18 protein-coding genes are annotated in these 18,056 nt (G+C 67.2%); 13 read left to right on the plus strand and 5 right to left on the minus strand.

Translation table 11 applies throughout. The features are described 5' to 3' along the window. Nucleotides 1-101: 101 nt before the first annotated feature. Complete coding sequence (locus tag AKG07_RS06960) at nucleotides 102-1,217, minus strand: mannose-1-phosphate guanylyltransferase (protein WP_053097023.1); 1,116 nt, start codon at nucleotides 1,215-1,217, stop codon at nucleotides 102-104. A 179-nt stretch (nucleotides 1,218-1,396) separates the two neighbouring features. Between AKG07_RS06960 and sdhC the strand changes: the two genes are divergently transcribed. The 8 genes from sdhC (at nucleotide 1,397) to AKG07_RS18045 (ending at nucleotide 8,797) form a co-directional block, all read left to right on the plus strand. Beyond that, nucleotides 1,397-1,831 (plus strand): succinate dehydrogenase, cytochrome b556 subunit, encoded by a 435-nt coding sequence (gene sdhC / locus AKG07_RS06965; RefSeq protein ID WP_072591539.1) that lies wholly within the window; start codon nucleotides 1,397-1,399, stop codon nucleotides 1,829-1,831. Then, nucleotides 1,831-2,274: a succinate dehydrogenase hydrophobic membrane anchor subunit gene (locus AKG07_RS06970; RefSeq protein WP_053097025.1), complete on the plus strand. Its 444-nt coding sequence runs from the start codon at nucleotides 1,831-1,833 to the stop codon at nucleotides 2,272-2,274. Before sdhC ends, AKG07_RS06970 begins: the two co-directional genes overlap by 1 nt. Before the next feature lie 19 nt (nucleotides 2,275-2,293). Continuing rightward, complete coding sequence (gene sdhA / locus AKG07_RS06975; protein WP_053097027.1) at nucleotides 2,294-4,120, plus strand: succinate dehydrogenase flavoprotein subunit; 1,827 nt, start codon at nucleotides 2,294-2,296, stop codon at nucleotides 4,118-4,120. 2 nt (nucleotides 4,121-4,122) lie between these two features. Continuing rightward, the gene (locus AKG07_RS06980; protein WP_053097029.1) at nucleotides 4,123-4,890 is read left to right on the plus strand and encodes a succinate dehydrogenase iron-sulfur subunit; all 768 of its coding nucleotides are present in this window, start codon (nucleotides 4,123-4,125) and stop codon (nucleotides 4,888-4,890) included. 77 nt (nucleotides 4,891-4,967) lie between these two features. Then, entirely contained in the window at nucleotides 4,968-6,170 is a 1,203-nt protein-coding gene (locus tag AKG07_RS06985) for a YihY/virulence factor BrkB family protein (RefSeq protein WP_053097031.1), read from the plus strand. 9 nt (nucleotides 6,171-6,179) lie between these two features. After that, complete coding sequence (locus tag AKG07_RS06990; protein ID WP_053097033.1) at nucleotides 6,180-7,022, plus strand: exodeoxyribonuclease III; 843 nt, start codon at nucleotides 6,180-6,182, stop codon at nucleotides 7,020-7,022. A gap of 77 nt (nucleotides 7,023-7,099) precedes the next feature. After that, nucleotides 7,100-8,104 (plus strand): tryptophan--tRNA ligase, encoded by a 1,005-nt coding sequence (gene trpS, locus AKG07_RS06995; RefSeq protein ID WP_072591541.1) that lies wholly within the window; start codon nucleotides 7,100-7,102, stop codon nucleotides 8,102-8,104. Nucleotides 8,105-8,128: 24 nt separating this feature from the next. Continuing rightward, a complete protein-coding gene (locus AKG07_RS18045) occupies nucleotides 8,129-8,797 on the plus strand; it encodes a hypothetical protein (RefSeq protein WP_222839457.1) in 669 nt (222 codons plus the stop codon). A 35-nt stretch (nucleotides 8,798-8,832) separates the two neighbouring features. Here the strand turns inward: AKG07_RS18045 and pth are convergent, their stop codons facing one another. After that, nucleotides 8,833-9,414, minus strand: a complete 582-nt coding sequence (pth, locus tag AKG07_RS07005) for an aminoacyl-tRNA hydrolase (RefSeq protein ID WP_053097037.1) — start codon at nucleotides 9,412-9,414, stop codon at nucleotides 8,833-8,835. 120 nt (nucleotides 9,415-9,534) lie between these two features. Beyond that, nucleotides 9,535-10,143 carry a 50S ribosomal protein L25/general stress protein Ctc gene (locus tag AKG07_RS07010; protein ID WP_053097039.1) on the minus strand — a complete coding sequence of 203 codons (609 nt, stop codon included), beginning with the start codon at nucleotides 10,141-10,143 and terminating at the stop codon, nucleotides 9,535-9,537. 222 nt (nucleotides 10,144-10,365) lie between these two features. Between AKG07_RS07010 and AKG07_RS18175 the strand changes: the two genes are divergently transcribed. Both AKG07_RS18175 and gndA read left to right on the plus strand, forming a co-directional pair. Then, nucleotides 10,366-10,491, plus strand: coding sequence for a hypothetical protein (locus AKG07_RS18175; RefSeq protein ID WP_256381367.1), 126 nt, complete (start codon nucleotides 10,366-10,368; stop codon nucleotides 10,489-10,491). 97 nt (nucleotides 10,492-10,588) lie between these two features. Next, nucleotides 10,589-12,037: an NADP-dependent phosphogluconate dehydrogenase gene (gndA, locus tag AKG07_RS07015; RefSeq protein WP_053097041.1), complete on the plus strand. Its 1,449-nt coding sequence runs from the start codon at nucleotides 10,589-10,591 to the stop codon at nucleotides 12,035-12,037. 56 nt (nucleotides 12,038-12,093) lie between these two features. Here the strand turns inward: gndA and AKG07_RS07020 are convergent, their stop codons facing one another. Further along, on the minus strand, nucleotides 12,094-12,819 hold the full coding sequence (locus tag AKG07_RS07020; protein ID WP_082297855.1) for an ABC transporter ATP-binding protein: 726 nt from the start codon (nucleotides 12,817-12,819) through the stop codon (nucleotides 12,094-12,096). Between the two features lie 40 nt (nucleotides 12,820-12,859). Beyond that, nucleotides 12,860-14,332 (minus strand): ABC transporter permease, encoded by a 1,473-nt coding sequence (locus AKG07_RS07025; protein WP_053097043.1) that lies wholly within the window; start codon nucleotides 14,330-14,332, stop codon nucleotides 12,860-12,862. A gap of 163 nt (nucleotides 14,333-14,495) precedes the next feature. Between AKG07_RS07025 and AKG07_RS07030 the strand changes: the two genes are divergently transcribed. The 3 genes from AKG07_RS07030 (at nucleotide 14,496) to AKG07_RS07040 (ending at nucleotide 17,903) form a co-directional block, all read left to right on the plus strand. Then, nucleotides 14,496-15,224: a response regulator transcription factor gene (locus AKG07_RS07030; RefSeq protein ID WP_053097044.1), complete on the plus strand. Its 729-nt coding sequence runs from the start codon at nucleotides 14,496-14,498 to the stop codon at nucleotides 15,222-15,224. Nucleotides 15,225-15,250: 26 nt separating this feature from the next. After that, nucleotides 15,251-16,720, plus strand: coding sequence for a sensor histidine kinase (locus AKG07_RS07035; RefSeq protein ID WP_053097046.1), 1,470 nt, complete (start codon nucleotides 15,251-15,253; stop codon nucleotides 16,718-16,720). Nucleotides 16,721-17,069: 349 nt separating this feature from the next. After that, nucleotides 17,070-17,903, plus strand: coding sequence for a type IV toxin-antitoxin system AbiEi family antitoxin domain-containing protein (locus tag AKG07_RS07040; RefSeq protein ID WP_082297856.1), 834 nt, complete (start codon nucleotides 17,070-17,072; stop codon nucleotides 17,901-17,903). Nucleotides 17,904-18,056 lie beyond the last annotated feature (153 nt).

Genomic DNA, 18,056 nt, shown 5'->3' on the forward strand with positions numbered 1-18,056 from the left:
TTACCTAGTGTTTCGACTTTTGTGCACGTGCGAGGGCGAGGCGCTGACGAATGGTTACAAACCTGAAACCAAGACAGCCGATGAGCGGCGACCCCTGCTCATCAGAGCACGTCGCCCCGTCCGGTCAGCTTCAGGGACTCCACCACGCCCTTCACGCGCTGCGCGTGCTGCACCGTCGTCACGAGCAGAGCGTCCGGTGTGTCGACCACGACGATGTCCTGCACGCCCACGAGGCTGATCACCCTCGATGTCTGACTGACCAGGATGCCGCTGGCCGCGTCGGAGAGCACCCTGGCGTTCGGGCCGAGCACGGCCAGATCGTTCTTGCGCCCGTTCGTGATGAGCTTGGTGAGGGAGGCGAAGTCCCCGACGTCGTCCCAGTCGAAGTGTCCTGGCACGACCGCGAGGCGTCCGCGACGTGCCGCCGGCTCGGCCACCGCATAGTCGATCGCGATCTTCTTCAGTCCCGGCCAGATGCGATCGACCGCAGACCCCCGACGATCGCGATCATCCCAGGCTTCGGCGAGTTCGATCAGGCCGGCGTGGAGTTCCGGCTCGTTGGCCGCGAGTTCGTCGAGGAGGACGCTCGCCTTCGCGATGAACATGCCCGCGTTCCAGAGGTAGCCGCGATCCGCGATGTACGCCTGAGCCGTGGCGAGGTCGGGCTTCTCCACGAAGCTCTCGACGAGGGCTGCCTCGCGCGCGCCGTCGACGACCAGCTCCGGCCCCTTCTTGATGTAGCCGAAGCCGACGGCCGGCTCGGTCGGCGAGATGCCGATCGTGCAGATGTACCCCTCGCGCGCGACCTCCACGGCGTCGCGCACGGCGAACTCGAACACCCGCGTGCCGCGGATCACATGGTCGGCGCTGAAGGATCCGATGATGACGTCGGGATCACGGCGGTGCAGGATCGCCGCGGCGAGGCCGATCGCAGCGGCGGACTCCCGCGGCTCGGACTCGAGGAAGACGTTCAGATCCGGTATTCCGGGCAGTTCGGCCTCTACCGCCGCCCGGTGAGCCCGGCCGGTGACGACGGCGATGCGATCGGCGCCGGCCAGTGGCTCGAGCCGGTCCCAGGTGTCCCGGAGCAGCGAGTGCCCCGAGCCGGTCAGGTCGTGCAGGAATTTCGGCGCGTCCGCGCGGGACAGAGGCCACAGCCTGCTGCCGATGCCGCCGGCGGGAATGACGGCGTAGAAGTCCTCGATAGGTTCGCTCACAGAGTCAGGGTATCCCGACGAAACCTCTCGACATCGAGACACTTAGGCTCGCCTTCGTCGCCCGCACCCGTCACACGGGAATAGGATGGTGTCCGATCGGCCGTGCCTGACGACAGCAGGCTCACGCTTGGAAGACGCATCGCACGCGACCGAGTCACATCGATCCAGGGAGGACGACCGTGTCCACAAGCGCTCGCTTGACACCGTCGATTTCGGAAACCACTTCCAAGACGCCGCGCGGCACCCTCTACCGGGGTCGCGAGGGCATGTGGTCGTGGGTGCTTCACCGCATCACCGGAGTCGCCATCTTCTTCTTCCTGTTGGTGCATGTGCTCGACACTGCACTCATCAGGGTGTCGCCCGAGGCCTACAACGCGGTCATCGGAACCTACAAGAACCCGATCATGGCCCTCGGCGAGGTCGTGCTGGTCGCAGGCATCGTGTTCCACGCGATGAACGGCCTCCGCATCATCGCCGTCGACTTCTGGTCGAAGGGCGCGAAGTACCAGCGTCAGCTGTTCTGGGGCGTGCTCCTCGTCTGGGGCATCATCATGGCCGGCTTCGTGCCGCGTCACCTGATGCTCGCGTTCGCCGGCTTCGGAGGAGGACACTGATGGCCGCTCAGACCGTCGCCGCGCCCATCCGCCGTCAGCGCGGCTTCAACCTCGAGAAGTGGGGCTGGGTGTTCATGCGCGCCTCGGGCGTCGTGCTCGTCGTGCTGATCTTCGGCCACCTCTTCATCAACCTGATGGTCGGCGAGGGCATCCATGCCCTCGACTTCGCGTTCATCGCGGGCAAGTTCGCCACGCCGTTCTGGCAGTGGTGGGACGTCCTGATGCTGTGGCTGGCACTGATCCACGGCGCCAACGGCATGCGCACGATCGTCAACGACTACGTGACGAACAACACCGCTCGCAAGGCGCTGACCTGGGCCCTCGGCCTGGCCGCGGCGCTGCTCATCATCCTCGGCACCCTGGTCGTCTTCACCTTCGACCCGTGCCTCGGCGTGACCGAGTCGAGCACACTGTGGGAACAGTGCCAGACGCTGGGCAAGTAGAAGAGAAGGCATACGAGAAGTGACTACCGAGACCCAGGATTCCGTCGTGCGCGACGGCGTGCATTACCACCAGTTCGACATCGTCATCGTGGGCGCCGGCGGCGCCGGCATGCGAGCGGCCATCGAGGCCGGCTCCGGCGCGAAGACCGCGGTCATCTCCAAGCTCTACCCCACTCGCTCGCACACGGGTGCGGCGCAGGGCGGCATGGCGGCGGCGCTGGCCAACGTCGAGGAGGACAGCTGGGAGTGGCACACCTTCGACACGGTCAAGGGCGGCGACTACCTCGTCGACCAGGATGCGGCGGAGATCCTCGCCAAGGAGGCGATCGACGCGGTCATCGACCTCGAGAACATGGGTCTCCCCTTCAACCGCACGCCCGAGGGCAAGATCGATCAGCGTCGATTCGGCGGCCACACCGCCGAGCACGGCAAGACCCCGGTGCGCCGGGCGTGCTACGCCGCTGACCGCACCGGCCACATGATCCTGCAGACGCTCTTCCAGAACTGCGTCAAGCTCGGCATCAACTTCTTCAACGAGTTCTACGTGCTCGATCTGCTCACGGTGAAGGATGCCGACGGCAAGACCCAGGTCTCAGGCGTCGTCGCCTACGACCTCTCGACGGGCGAGCTGCACGTGTTCCAGGCCAAGGCCGTGATCTTCGCGACCGGCGGCTTCGGCAAGATCTTCAAGACGACCTCCAACGCCCACACCCTGACGGGTGACGGAGTCGGCATCGTCTGGCGCAAGGGCCTCCCCCTCGAGGACCTCGAGTTCTTCCAGTTCCACCCGACAGGTCTCGCCGGCCTCGGCATCCTCCTCACCGAGGGAGCGCGAGGCGAGGGCGCGATCCTGCGCAACGCATCGGGCGAGCGCTTCATGGAGCGCTACGCTCCGACCATCAAGGACCTCGCGCCTCGTGACATCGTCGCGCGCTGCATGGTCCAGGAGGTCGCGGAGGGCCGCGGTGCCGGCCCGCACAAGGACTACGTGCTGCTCGACTGCACCCACCTCGGCGCAGAGGTCCTCGAGACCAAACTGCCCGACATCACCGAGTTCGCACGCACGTACCTCGGCGTCGACCCGGTCGTGGAGCCGGTTCCGGTCATGCCGACCGCGCACTACGCGATGGGCGGCATCCCCACCAACAACGCCGCCGAGGTGCTCGCCGACAACACCACCGTCGTGCCCGGCCTCTACGCGGCCGGCGAATGCGCGTGCGTCTCGGTGCACGGCGCCAACCGGCTCGGAACCAACTCGCTGCTCGACATCAACGTGTTCGGCAAGCGCGCAGGACGCAACGCGGTGGAGTACGTCAAGACCGCCGAGTTCGTGCCGCTGCCCGAGAACCCCGCGGCATTCGTCTCCGACATGCTCGAGGGCCTGCGCAACAACCAGGGAACCGAGCGCATCGCCGTCCTGCGCAAGGCGCTCCAGGACGAGATGGACAAGGGCGCGCAGGTGTTCCGCACGCACGACTCGCTCGAGCACGTCCTCGGCGTGATCGCCGAGCTGCGCGATCGCTACAAGAACGTGCACGTCGACGACAAGGGCAAGCGGTTCAACACCGACCTGCTCGAGGCTGTCGAGCTCGGCTTCCTCCTCGACATCGCGGAGGTCGTCGTCTACGCGGCTCAGAACCGTGAGGAGAGCCGTGGCGGCCACATGCGCGACGACTTCCCCACGCGTGACGACGAGAAGTACATGCAGCACACGATGGCCTACCTGACGGGTGACCCGCACTCCTCCACTCCGAGCGATCACATCAAGCTCGACTGGAAGCCGGTCGTCTTCACGAAGAACGAGCAGGGCGAGTTGAACTACCCGCCGATGGAGAGGAAGTACTGAGCATGTCGAACGCCATCGCCGAAGCTCCCGCGGACACGACGGAGGAGACGGGCATCCAGTCCTTCATCGTCACGTTCAACATCCGCCGGTTCGATCCGGAGATCGACTCCGAGCCGCACTGGGTCGACTACGACGTGGAGCTCTACTCCACGGACCGCGTCCTCGACGCACTGCACAAGATCAAGTGGGAGGTCGACGGGTCGCTGACGTTCCGGCGCTCGTGCGCCCACGGCATCTGCGGCTCCGACGCCATGCGCATCAACGGCCGTAACCGCCTCGCCTGCAAGACGCTGATCAAGGATCTCGACATCTCGAAGCCGATCTACGTCGAGGCGATCAAGGGTCTGCCTCTCGAGAAGGACCTCGTCGTCGACATGGAGCCTTTCTTCGCGTCGTACCGCGAGGTGCAGCCGTTCCTCGTCGCGAACTCGGTGCCAGAGAAGGGCAAGGAGCGCGTCCAGAGCATCGCCGATCGCGAGATCTTCGATGACACCACCAAGTGCATCCTGTGCGCCGCATGCACCTCGTCGTGCCCGGTCTTCTGGACCGACGGACAGTACTTCGGACCGGCGGCGATCGTGAATGCGCATCGGTTCATCTTCGACTCCCGCGACGACAACGCTGCGGTCCGTCTCGACATCCTCAACGACAAGGAGGGCGTCTGGCGCTGCCGCACGACCTTCAACTGCTCCGAGGCGTGCCCCCGCGGCATCGAGGTCACGAAGGCCATCGCCGAGGTCAAGCAGGCAGTCCTGCGCGGTCGTCCCTGACACCGTCGCCGACCTGAGAACGGGCGGGCACCCTGATGGGTGCCCGCCCATTCTCGTCGCTTGGATAGGGTGAGGACGTGTCCGAACACCACGCCGCCCCCGAGCCCGGTCGCCTGGACGCGGCTGTGGAGAGGGCGACCGCTCTGACCCAGCGCACTCTGGGCCTGTTCCCCGTGCGTGTCTGGCGTCATTTCCTGCAGCACAACGGATTCCTTCTCGCTGCCGGGGTGAGCTATCAGGCCCTCTTCGCGATCTTCGCGGCTGTGTACCTCGCCTTCGCCATCATCGGCATCTGGCTCGGTGGCAGCACGGAGGCGGTCGACGGTCTGATCGTCATCATCAACAGCTACGTTCCCAATCTGATCCTCGATCAGGGCGGGGTGTTCACCCCGGATCAGGTGAAGGAGATCGCTGCGAGCACGGCCAGCCTGCTGGGAGTGACAGGTCTCATCGCCCTCGGCACGGTGATCTGGACCGCGATCGGATGGGTGACCTTCTCGCGTCGCGCCACGAGGGACATCTTCGGCCTCCCCCCAGACACTCGCAGCTACGTGATCCTCAAGGCCCGGGACCTTCTCGCCGCGCTGATCTTCGGGGTCTCGCTCATCGTGGGGTCGATCCTCAGCTCCGCCAGCGCGGCGATGCTGAGCTGGCTCCTGAGCCTCCTCGGCTGGGACTCGGGATCCGACGGGCTGAACCTCAGCATCCGCATCGGCACGGTCATCGTGTCATTCGTCCTGATGTCCGCCGCTCTGGCCGCGATGGTGCGCTTCCTCACGGGGACGACGCTCCACTGGCGCACGATCTGGCCCGGCGCGATCCTCGGCGGCGCCGCGATGACGGTGCTGCAGTACGGTGCAGGATTCCTCCTCAGCTACACGCCCTCCAACCCGCTTCTGGCGACGTTCGCGATCTTCATCGGCCTGCTGCTGTGGTTCCGGGTGAACGGGGTGGTGATGCTCGTGGCATCGTCATGGATCGCCGTCGCCGCACAGGATCGAGATCTGCCGCTGCTGGCTCAGTCCGAGGCCGAGCGTCGGATCGTCGAGCATGAGACCCTGCTCATGGCCGCCCGCATCCGCGTCCGCGACGCGCACGCGGCACGCGACACCGCACCCTGGTACGGCGTATGGGGCGCGCGTCGAGCCGTGCATGCGGCGGAGCGGGAACTGGCGGAGCTGGAGGCGTCCGCGCCCCCGCCCGTCGACACCGCGTCGCCACTCGCGCAGCGGCTGCTGGCCGAGCTGCAGCGGACACGCGATGTCGGTGGCGCTCGTTAGGCTGGAACCATGCCTCATCTGCGAATCGCCACGGTCAATGTCAACGGGATCCGAGCGGCGGCTCGCAATGGCATGAGCGCGTGGCTCGACGCGGCAGACGTCGACGTCCTCACTCTGCAGGAGGTCCGCGGCCAGGACGAGCATCTCGAAGCGGCCTTGCCCGGATGGACGTTCGTGCACGACGAGGCGACCGCCAAGGGTCGCGCCGGCGTGGCCATCGCCAGCCGGCTGCCGGCTCTCGCCTCGCGCACCGACTTCGGCGATGCCGACTTCGACTCGAAGGGTCGCTGGATCGAAGCGGACTTCCTGATCGGCGACCGCCCTCTCACGGTCGTGAGCGCTTACGTGCACAGCGGCGAGGCCGACACTCCGAAGCAGGAGGAGAAGTGGAAGTTCCTCGACGCGTTCGGTGCCCGGCTGGCCGAGCTCGGCGCGGACGACGGGGCACTCGCGCTCGTCACCGGGGACCTGAACGTGGGCCACCGCGAACTCGACATCAAGAACTGGCGCGGCAACCGCAAGAAGGCGGGATTCCTGCCCCGTGAGCGGGCGTACTTCGACAGATTCCTCGGAGCGGCGGGTGAGACCGTCGAGGGCGTCGACGGCTCGACCGGCACCGGTCTCGGCTGGGTCGACGTGGGCCGGGTGTTCCACGGCGAGGTCGAGGGGCCGTACACCTGGTGGTCGATGCGCGGGCAGGCGTTCGACAACGATTCCGGGTGGCGCATCGACTACCACCTCGCCACTCCGGCTCTCGCCGAACGGGTCACTGCCTATCACGTCGCCCGCGCGGCCGCCTATGACGAGCGCTGGAGCGACCATGCTCCGGTGGTCGTCGATTACACCTACTGAACAGCAGGCGGCGCCCGGGTTCGGACGGACCCGGTTCGCGCGGTCCGGCACGACCGGCGCCGCCTAGGATTGATGTCGTGACGAAACCTCGCCTTTACTCAGGAATGCAGCCCTCCGCCGACTCGCTTCAGATCGGCAATTACATCGGAGCGCTCCTGCAGTGGCGGGATCTGCAGAGCTCGTACGACGCATACTTCTCCGTCGTCGATCTGCATGCGCTCACCGTCGCACAGGATCCCGCCGAGCTGCGCGAGAAGACCCGCCGCACCGCTGCTCAGTACATCGCCGCCGGCATCGAGCCCTCCCTCTCGACGCTCTACGTGCAGTCTCACGTCCGCGCGCACGCCGAGCTGGCCTGGATCCTGTCGACGATCACCGGTTTCGGAGAAGCCGGTCGCATGACGCAGTTCAAGGACAAGTCAGCGCGCTACGGAGCGGATGCCACCAGCGTCGGTCTCTTCACCTACCCGGTGCTGATGGCAGCTGACATCCTGCTGTATCAGACCGATGTCGTGCCGGTCGGCGACGACCAGAAGCAGCACGTCGAGCTGACCCGCGACCTCGCCGAGCGCTTCAATTCCCGTTTCGGGGACACGTTCGTCGTGCCCCGCCCCGTGATCCAGAAGGACACGGCGCGCATCTACGACCTGCAGAACCCGACGTCGAAGATGTCGAAGTCCGCCGAGAGCGATGCGGGAGTCCTCTGGATGCTCGACGACCCGGCGAAGTCGGCGAAGAAGATCATGCGGGCCGTCACGGACAACGAAGGATCGGTGCGCTTCGACCGCGACACCAAGCCCGGCGTGTCCAACCTGCTGACCATCTACGCCGCGCTGTCGGGACGTCAGGTTCCGGCGATCGAGGATGAGTACGCGGGCCGCGGTTACGGGGACTTCAAGAAGGGACTCGCCGAGGTCGTCGTGAACGAGTTCGAGCCGGTGCGTGCCCGCGCGCTCGAGCTGCTCGACGACCCTGCTGAACTCGATCGGATCCTCGCGCAGAACGCCGCACGTGCGGATGCGGTCGCCGACGCCACTCTCGGAGCGGTCTACGACCGGGTCGGACTGCTTCGTCGCGTCTGACCTGGCCAGCCATAGGATGGGGGCGTGACTGATCCGCAGCAGCCCCCGTCCGGTGCCGTCCCCCCTGTGCCTCCCGCGCCCCGATCGGCCGACGAGCAGCAGCACTTCGCTCCGCCCGTGCCGCCAGCGCCCGCTGCGTACTCGTCGACTCCCCCGGCGCCGCCCGCATACCAGAGCGCTCCCCCGGCCTATCAGGGTGCTCCACCCTCGTACCAAGGCGCTCCCGCACCGCAGGCGGCTCCTCCCGGCGCCTACCAGGTTCCGGTCGGAGGCTACGCAGCGCCCGCGGGCGCATACCAGGCACCGGTGATCGCGGAGAAGAAGTCAGGGCTGCTCGGCATCCTGGCTCTGGTCCTGGCGATCGTGGCAGCCGTGGTCACACCGATCGTCGCCGGCATCATGGGCTTCGAGATCGGACGTCGTCTTCCGGGCGGTCTCGACACGACGGCACCGGACTTCCTGTCGATCCTCTCTCCCGCGAGGGACCAAGTCCTGTGGGCGGAGATCTCGTTCTGGACGGGGACCATCCTCGGCATCGCCGCCATCGTCATCGGCATCATCGCCATTCGCAAGAAGCAGGCGCGCGGTGCGGGCATCGCCGCCCTCGTGGTCGCCGTGCTCGGCCCGATCATCTTCTGGGTCGTGCTGCTGGTGACACTGTCGACGGGAACGGCGACCGGCTTCCTGCCGTAGCCGCGGGGCACGCGACGGGTGCACCGCCCCGTGTCTCACCGTGGAGCGTGGTGCTTCTGCTGAGCGGCGAGCAGTCCGTCCTCGACGAGCAGCTCGACCGCGTCCGCCGCGTCGGACACGAGTATGGGCAGGTTCGCACGCTCGTCCTTGCCGAACGGCGAGAGCACCCAGTCCGCGGGGTCCTGGCGCCCCATCGGTCGACCGATGCCGACCCGCACCCGCGGGAAATCCGGAGTGGTGATGGCACGGGCGATGTCTCGGACGCCGTTGTGCCCGCCGTGGCCTCCGCCGATCTTGAGCTTGACGGTGTCGAACGGGATGTCGAGCTCATCGTGGACGACGATGATCTGCTCCGGCGGCACCGAGTAGAACCGCGCCAGGGCGGCGACCGGCGTCCCGGACACGTTCATGAACGTGTTCGGCTTGGCGAGCACGAGCTTGTCGCCGCCCGGGCGCAGCCAGGTCTCGACGACGCGCGCGCCGCCCTTGTGCTCCCGAAAGTTCTCGCCGCGGCGTGATGCGAGCTCATCGACGACCATCTGGCCGATGTTGTGACGCGTATCCGCGTATCGGGGGCCGGGGTTGCCGAGTCCCACCACGAGCCAGGTGGATGCCATGTGGTCGTCCTCTCGGAATGCGGGCCCTTCGCGGTGCCCGGGTCAGAATACGACAGAGGGGGCGCGATATGCTCGCGCCCCCTCTGTGTTGCAGTCAGCTGTGCGCTGCGCCTGCGGAGATCACTCCGCGGCGGGAGCCTCCTCGGCGGCAGCCTCGTCGGCGCCGGCCTCGTCCTCTTCGAGCGACTCCTCGGCCGGGATCGAGATCGCGACGACGAGAACCTCGGGGTCGGTCAGCAGCGTCGAGCCCTTGGGGAGCTTGACCTCGGCGGCGGTGATGTGCGTGCCGTCCTCGAGACCCTCGACCGAGACCTCGACGTTCTGCGGAAGATGCGTGGCCTCGGCCTCGATCGACAGCGTGTTCGCGTCCTGGTTGACGATCGTTCCGGGAGCCGACTCTCCGGTGACGACGACGGGAACGTCGATCGTGACCTTCTCGCCCTTGCGGACGACGAGCAGGTCGATGTGCTCGATGATCTGGTGCACCGGGTCGCGCTGGACGTCCTTGACGAGGGCGAGCTGGTCCTTGCCGTCGATGTCGAGCTCGAGCAGAGCGTTCGCACGGCGGATGATCAGCGAGACCTGGTGGCCGGGCAGTGCGACGTGCACCGGGTCGGTGCCGTGGCCGTAGATCACGGCGGGGATCTTGCCTGCGGCGCGCAGACGACGGGCGAAGCCCTTGCCGAAGCTCTCGCGGAGCTCGGCCTTGACCTTGGTGTCTTCAGACATGGGGTTCTCCTTCGGGGCACGCAGCGACAGCTACGCGGTGGTCTTGGAATTGTTCTCGAACGCAGACACGTGAGGAAAGCCACCGGCTTGCTTCGCCGCGTCGATAACGGATGCCAGCGCACGCGCAGAAGCATCCCTCGCCGAGGTACTCCTCTCATGGTACCGGATGAGCCGGTAGGCTGAGAACACCGATCCCCTCTCTGCAGAACACGGAGTTCTCTCATGCTCGACGGCGTCTTCTTCTCCCACGCGATCGCCTGGCTCATCGGCGCGATGACCGTGTGCGCCGCAGGCTTCACCTTCGCGGCCCTGTTCTCCCTGGGGCGCTCGGGATACCGCAAGGACTGACCTCCTCGCGTCCGTCACCACCCGTCACACGGGAGCACCACCCCGGACGCCGCGATAATCTGGGAGCATCCCCTTCTTCTCGATCTAGGAGCCATCTGTGCCCGAAGCATCAGCGAACATCGGAGTCGTCGGACTCGCCGTCATGGGTTCGAACCTCGCCCGCAACCTCGCCAGCCGCGAGGGCAACACGGTGGCGATCTTCAACCGCAGCTACGAGAAGACCGCGACGCTCGTCTCCGATCACCCTGAGGCCGGCTTCATCCCCGCCCAGACCTACCAGGAGTTCGCCGACTCGCTGCAGAAGCCGCGCACCGCGATCATCATGGTCAAGGCCGGCGGCCCGACGGACGCCGTGATCGACTCGCTGGTCGAGGTCTTCGAGCCGGGCGACATCATCGTCGACGGCGGCAACGCGTACTTCCCCGACACGATCCGCCGCGAGAAGGCGGTCCGTGAGACCGGAATCAACTTCGTCGGCGCCGGGATCTCGGGCGGCGAGGAGGGCGCACTCACGGGCCCGTCGATCATGCCCGGCGGCTCGGACGAGTCGTGGATCACCCTCGGCCCGATCCTCAAGTCGATCGCCGCGATCGCCGAGGGCGAGCCGTGCGTCACGCACGTCGGACACGACGGTGCCGGACACTTCGTCAAGATGGTGCACAACGGCATCGAGTACGCCGACATGCAGCTCATCGCCGAGGCCTATGACCTCATCCGCCGCGGCACGGGCAAGTCGCCCGCCGAGATCGCCGAGATCTTCGCCGAATGGAACAAGGGCGAGCTCGAGTCGTACCTGATCGAGATCACCGCAGAGGTGCTGCGCCAGGTCGATGCCGAGACCGGCAAGCCGCTCGTCGACGTCATCCTCGACCAGGCCGGAGCCAAGGGCACCGGAGCGTGGACCGTCCAGACCGCGCTGTCGCTCGGCGTTCCCGTCTCCGGCATCGCCGAGGCCACGTTCGCCCGCTCGCTGTCGTCGCACCCCGAGCAGCGCGAGGTCGCCGGAGCCCTCCCGGGCCCGGACGAGGAGTTCGTCGTCGCTGACGAGGCCGCTTTCATCGAGGACGTCCGTCTCGCGCTCTACGCATCGAAGATCGTCGCGTACTCGCAGGGCTTCGACGAGATCCGCGCGGGCGCTGCCGAATACGGCTGGAACATCGACCTGGGCGCCATCAGCAAGATCTGGCGCGGCGGCTGCATCATCCGTGCGCAGTTCCTCAACCGCATCGCCGACGCATACGCGGCAGAGCCCGGTCTTCCCGTGCTGCTGACGGCTCCGTACTTCACCGAGGCGATCACGCGCGCTCAGGCGCCGTGGCGTCGCGTCGTGGTCGCGGCGGCACAGGCCGGCATCCCGGCTCCGGCGTTCTCGTCGTCGCTGTCGTACTACGACGGCATCCGCGCCGACCGCCTCCCCGCAGCCCTCGTGCAGGGCCAGCGCGACTTCTTCGGGGCGCACACCTACAAGCGCATCGACAAGCCGGGCACCTTCCACACGCAGTGGTCGGGCGACCGCACCGAGATCGAAGCCGAAGACACGCACTGAGCGCGTCGCAGACATGACGAAGGCCCCGGCGATTCCGCCGGGGCCTTCGTCATGTCTCACCGGGTGATGTCCTGCACCGTGCCCTTCGCCAGCCGAAGGCGTCTGGTGGCCCGGCGCGCCACCGCCGAGTCGTGAGTGACGACGATCATGGTGATCCCTTCCGCGCACAGCCCCTGGAGCAGCGTGAGGATCTCATCGCGCATGCTCTCGTCGAGGTTGCCTGTGGGCTCGTCCGCGAGCAGCACGCGGGGTCGCTTCACGATCGCCCGCGCGATCGCCACACGCTGCTGCTGACCGCCCGACAGCTCGGTGGGCAGGTGGTCGCCGCGGTCGGCGAGCCCGACGTGAGCGAGAGCCTCGGCGACGCGACCCGTCCGTTCGGTCCGGCTCAGGTCGGTGGGCTCGAGGGCCATGTCCACGTTCTCGGCCGCCGTCAGCGTGGGGATGAGATTGAACCCTTGGAACACGAAGCCGATCTCTTGGGCACGGATGCGGCTGAGCTCCCTCGCGGATGCCGACGCCAGCTCGATGTCACCGAGCTTCAACGAGCCGGAGGAGGGCTTGTCGAGCGCGCCCAGCATCTGCAGGAGAGTCGACTTGCCCCCTCCTGTCGGCCCCTGGATGGTGACGAACTCACCGGGAAGGATCGTGAGGTCGACCCCCGTGAGCGCCTTCACCGTGCGTCCCTTCTGCGTGTACGTGCGAGTGACACCCTGCGCGCGGTACAGCGGCGCCGCGGCATCCGTGCCGCTCGCGGAAGGGGCGATGTCTGCGACGGTCATGTCGTATCTCCTTGTCGTGCGATGGGTGATCGAGCGTCCGTCAGGCGACGGAGCGCAGTGCCTCTGCCGGGCTGAGGCGCGCCGCGCGCCAGCCTCCGAATGCTCCTGCCACGAGACCGCCGAGCACGGCGAGGCCGACCGCGGCGACCAGCACCCACGGTGTGAACGGTGCCTGCAGCACGATGTCGGCCGCCTGTTGCGTCTGGAACATGTCGCCACCTCCGGTGGGCCCGCCGCCCATCCCGCCGGGGCCACCTTCCGCAGTGCTCGCGGCAGCAGCCGCGACGGTCGGCTTCACGAGATCGATCACAACGATGCCGGCGATGCCGAGTGCGAGCCCCACGACGCCACCGATCAGTCCCTGGACCATCGACTCGCCCGCGACCTGGCGCACGACGCGACCGTTCGACCAGCCGATCGCCTTGAGCGTGCCGAACTCGCGGGTGCGGCGCGAGACGCCGGACAGCGTCAGCAGCACCGAGAGCAGCACGGCCACGGCGAGCACGATGATCGACAGCCAGGTGCCGAGGTTCGTGATCAGCGACGTGGCACTGGACAGCGAACCGGAGACGGTGGCGGCGAGCTCGGACTGCGAGGTGATCGTCGCGTCGGGCAGCTCTTCTGCGAGGGCCGCCTGCACCGCGTCGATCGACGATGCGGACTCGGCCTGCACGTACACCGTGGAGACGACGTCTCCGGCGCCGGAGAGATCCTGCGCCGTGTCGAGGGGCAGATAGACGTCGGCAGCGGTGTCGGCGGAGTCCGCGGCGGAAGCCACGATCCCCACGATCTCCACATCGGAGCCTGCGACGTCGATCGTGTCGCCGACGGCGATCTCGTTCGTGGTCGCGTACGTCGCGTCGACGAGCGCGACGAGTGCCCCGGCGTCTTCCGTGTCGAGAGCCCGGCCATCGCCGACCTCGACCGAGGCGAGCGGACCCACTGACGTCACGGCCGGGTCGATGCCGAGCACGGTGAACGAATCGACGCCGAACGAGCCGCCACCCGTGCCACCCGCTCCACCTTGCGGCGGCGCCTGACCCTCGGCCGGCGCAGTGCCCTCTGTCGTGGCGTCCTGCTCACCGAACCCGCCGCTGGGCAGCTCGCCCGAGAACGTCGAGTTCGTGAGGCTGAGAGCAGCGGATGCCGCCGTCACGCCATCCGTCGAGTTCACCGTGTCGAGCACGGACGCGTCGAGCGTGCCGCGCATGAAGTCCGTCATGAGAGTCGACTGGCTCAGTGTGGTCGTGTCGCCCTCGGTCGCGCCGTCCTCCGAGCCGAAGTCGAAGCGCTGCCCGCCGCCCTCCCCCGGTTCCGCCGCGGCACCGGTGACCGTGAGGTCGGTGCCCACGCCGTACACCGATTCCAGCGCCTGCGCCTGCGCATCCCGAACTCCTGCCGTGAGGGCGTTCACGATGATCACCAGGGCGATCGCGATCGCGAGTCCGATCGCGACGATCACCGTCTGCTTCTTGCGGCCCGCCAACTCGCGCCGTAGATATGTCCCGTACATGTGTCTCCTTCTGCCGCGCCGTTCGCGGGGCCGATGTCGACGCTAAAGACCGGACTTTTGCGAGATCGAGGGACCGATGATGAGAAGGCTATGGGTGCTTTCTCACAGGCGACGCATAGCGAACTCCATAGAAAACCCATAGGTGATTCCGCAGAATGTACTCATGAGCACCGATCTTCCCGAACTGCGCCGCCCCGACGGCTCCGCCCTGCGCATCCTCGCCGTCGACGACGAGCAGATGCTCACCGACCTCCTCGCGATGGCTCTGCGGATGGAGGGCTGGGAGGTGCGCACGGCGTCGTCCGGCCTCGAAGCTCTGCAGGTCGCGCGCGAGTTCGAACCCGACGCTCTCGTGCTCGACATCATGATGCCCGACCTCGACGGCATGGCCGTGCTGCGGCGCCTCCGCGAGTCGGGCAGCCTCGTGCCCGTGCTGTTCCTGACCGCGAAGGATGCCGTGGGCGACCGCGTCGCCGGCCTCACCGCCGGCGGCGACGACTATGTCACCAAGCCGTTCAGCCTCGAAGAGGTCATCGCACGTCTGCGCGCGATCATCCGTCGCACGGGACATGCGACCGCCGACGACGGTCAGTCGATCCTCCGCGTCGCCGACCTCACCCTCAATGAGGACAGCCACGAGGTCATGCGCGATGGCACCGAGATCGAGCTGACCGCGACCGAGTTCGAGCTGCTCCGCTACCTCATGCGCAACGAACGCAGAGTGCTGTCGAAGGCGCAGATCCTCGATCGCGTGTGGAGCTACGACTTCGGCGGCAAGTCCTCGGTCGTCGAGCTGTACATCTCGTACCTCCGCAAGAAGATCGACGCCGGACGCACCCCGCTGCTGCACACCGTGCGCGGTGTCGGCTACATGATCAAGGCGCCTCAGTGAGCAGCACGGGGATGGCCAGACGGCCGATGAGTCTGCAGACACGGCTGATGACAGCCGTGATCGGCTTCGTCTCGCTCATCCTCGTGATCGTCGCCGTGATCACCAGTGCGCTGCTCGGCAGCACGCTCGAACGGCAGCTCGAGGATCGCCTGCACAGCTACTCGAATCAGGTGACGCAGTGGGTCAGCCGGGTACCGGCCCAGTTCGCGAACATGGACAACATCCTCGAGATCAACGATGCGCGGGTTCCGGGACTCCTGCTGGCGGTGTCCAGCACGGAGGGCGGCACCAGCGGCGTGCTCTTCCCCGACACCAAAGACGAGTGGGGCGGCGTCCCGCAGAAGTTGACCAGCGCGGACCTCGAACGGATCGACGCGGCACTTGCCGGCCAGCCCAGCGCCACCGTCGCCCTGGACGACTTCGGTTCCTACATGGTCTTCGCGAAGCAGGCGCCCAACGGTGTGAATGTCGTCACCGGTCTCCCCCGGACCGAGATCCAGAATCAGCTGGCCACACTGCTCACCGTGATCGCCCTCGCGACGATCGGCGGTCTGATCCTCCTCGCGCTCACGACGGCGATCACGATTCGCGTCGGGCTGAGACCGCTGCGTGCGGTCGCCGCGACGGCGACGCGGGTGGCGAACCAGCCCCTCGACCGCGGAGAGGTGCAGATCACCGAGCGGGTGCCTGCCGCGGAGGCCGATCCGCGGACGGAGACGGGTCTCGTCGGCTCCTCCCTCAACAAGCTGCTCGACCATGTCAACGCCTCTCTCGCCTCCCGTCAGAAGAATGAAGAGCGGATGCGTCGGTTCGTCGCCGACGCGAGCCACGAGCTGCGCACACCTCTGTCGTCGATCCGCGGCTACTCCGAGCTCTCTCTGCGTGCGCTGAAGCAGCAGGGCGGAGAGGCGGCCGTCGAGAGCACCACGACGTCGCTCGAGCGCATCCAGGCCCAGTCCCTGCGCATGACGCGCCTGGTGGAGGATCTGCTGCTGCTCGCCCGTCTCGACGAGGGACGGGAACTCGTCTACGGCACCGTCGATCTGACGCAGCTCGCGCTGGAGGGGCTCTCCGACGCGCGCCCGACCGCAGCCGACCACCACTGGAACATCGAGGCGCCGGACGAGCCCATCGTCATCGTCGGCGATGCGGGCCGCATGCACCAGGTCGTCGCGAACCTGCTCGCGAATGCGCGGACGCACACGCCTGCCGGTACGTCGATCACCCTCAGCGTGGCCCGCGAAGGCGACGAGGCCGTGCTGCGCGTGCACGACAACGGCCCGGGCATCGACCCCGGGGTGCGAGAGGAGCTCTTCGCACGCTTCGCCCGCGGTGACAGCTCCCGCGCCCGCCAGACCGGCGGCACGGGGCTCGGACTGGCCATCGCGAAGGCGATCGTCGAAGGACACGGCGGTCACCTCACGGTCGACAGCGAGCCCGGAGACACGACCTTCAGCGTGCGGCTCCCGATCAATCCGGCGTCCGCCTCGGACTGACCGCGTCTTCGTCTCCCCTCGGTCCCGCAGAGCCGTCTGCGGGACCGAGGCACTTCTGCAAGGCGAACCGACGACTTCGGTCCTGCAACCGTGCTCTCATCCTGCAGACGGAACACGCCCCTCTTTGCGCCGGCCCTCCCCCAGGGCCGGTTGCGGGGCCGCGGCACGTTCGCGGGACGAACGGGGGCGGCCTCGGTCCTGCAACCGTGCTCTCATCCTGCAGACGGTGAAGCAGACGACGGCACGGACCCACGATTTCTCTTCTGCACAGGTCGGGCTATCAGCCGATACCTTCCACGACCCTCGATTCCGATCCGTCCCCCGCCTCAGAACGGGCAGGATCGATCAGATGCCGACCGCCGCACACGTCCTCTCTCACCTGGGTGATCTGGCCAGGGGTACGACTCTTCGCCAGTTCGGGCTGAGCAGACGGATGCTCTCATCAGCCGTTCGCGACGGCACGATCACTCGCGTCCGCAACGGCGTGTTCGCGACGCCATCCGCTCCCGCCGACGTTCTCACCTCTGCCGCGCACGGAGGCGCACTGACCTGTTCTCGTGTACTGCGGCTGCACGGCATCTGGACGCTCGAGGACGATACGAATCCGCATGTCTGGCTCGGCACTCACGGCCGAAACCACCACATCGCATGCACCTGCACCGGCCATTACTTCGGCGGACGGACGGTTCTCGGCCTCGCTCCCCTCGAGGACGCCCTTGTGCACGTCTATCTCTGCAAGGGCGATGAGTCGTTCTTCGTCTCGATCGAGTCGGCCCTGCAGCTGCGCAAGATCGGAGCGGCAGGGCGCGCCCGCATCCGATCCCGCCTCCCGGCGAAGGCTCGGTGGCTGGTCGATCTGGCTCGGACGGATGCCGACAGCGGCCTCGAGTCGCTGCTTCGTCTTCGGCTTCACCTGCTCGGGATCCATCTCGAATGTCAGGTCGACATTGCTTCGGTCGGGCGCGTGGACTTCGTGCTCCATGAGCTGCTCATCCTCGAAGCCGACGGGGCGGAGAATCACGACAGCGCATCGCACCGCCATCGAGATCTGCTGCGCGATGCGGAGGCATCCAGGCAGGGATATGAGACGTTGCGCTTCGACTACGCGATGATCGTCCACGACTGGCCGGTCGTGGAAGCCGCCATCCTTGCGGCCGTCGATCGCCTTCGCGCACGCATCTGACGTACCGGTTGCAGGACCAAGGCACGAATGCAGGATGGAATCAGGAAAACCACCCCGCAGAACGTGCCTGGGTCCTGCAGGCGGCACAGGACGACCCACCCCCGCGATCTACGGCGCGCTTCGGCGACGCACAGCCTGTACCGCTTGCTTGCA

This window comes from Microbacterium sp. CGR1, from assembly GCF_001266755.1.
Classification (GTDB): Bacteria; Actinomycetota; Actinomycetes; order Actinomycetales; family Microbacteriaceae; genus Microbacterium.

What these genes read in the sequence shown, in the direction of transcription:
- AKG07_RS06970 (WP_053097025.1), top strand. Translation starts at nt 1,831, where the DNA reads ATGGCCGCTCAGACCGTCGCCGCGCCCATCCGCCGTCAGCGCGGCTTC.
- AKG07_RS06980 (WP_053097029.1), top strand. Translation starts at nt 4,123, where the DNA reads ATGTCGAACGCCATCGCCGAAGCTCCCGCGGACACGACGGAGGAGACG.
- AKG07_RS06990 (WP_053097033.1), top strand. Translation starts at nt 6,180, where the DNA reads ATGCCTCATCTGCGAATCGCCACGGTCAATGTCAACGGGATCCGAGCG.
- pth (WP_053097037.1), bottom strand. Translation starts at nt 9,414, where the DNA reads ATGGCATCCACCTGGCTCGTGGTGGGACTCGGCAACCCCGGCCCCCGA.
- AKG07_RS07010 (WP_053097039.1), bottom strand. Translation starts at nt 10,143, where the DNA reads ATGTCTGAAGACACCAAGGTCAAGGCCGAGCTCCGCGAGAGCTTCGGC.
- AKG07_RS18175 (WP_256381367.1), top strand. Translation starts at nt 10,366, where the DNA reads ATGCTCGACGGCGTCTTCTTCTCCCACGCGATCGCCTGGCTCATCGGC.
- AKG07_RS07020 (WP_082297855.1), bottom strand. Translation starts at nt 12,819, where the DNA reads ATGACCGTCGCAGACATCGCCCCTTCCGCGAGCGGCACGGATGCCGCG.
- AKG07_RS07025 (WP_053097043.1), bottom strand. Translation starts at nt 14,332, where the DNA reads ATGTACGGGACATATCTACGGCGCGAGTTGGCGGGCCGCAAGAAGCAG.
- AKG07_RS07030 (WP_053097044.1), top strand. Translation starts at nt 14,496, where the DNA reads ATGAGCACCGATCTTCCCGAACTGCGCCGCCCCGACGGCTCCGCCCTG.
- AKG07_RS07035 (WP_053097046.1), top strand. Translation starts at nt 15,251, where the DNA reads ATGAGTCTGCAGACACGGCTGATGACAGCCGTGATCGGCTTCGTCTCG.
- AKG07_RS07040 (WP_082297856.1), top strand. Translation starts at nt 17,070, where the DNA reads ATGCCGACCGCCGCACACGTCCTCTCTCACCTGGGTGATCTGGCCAGG.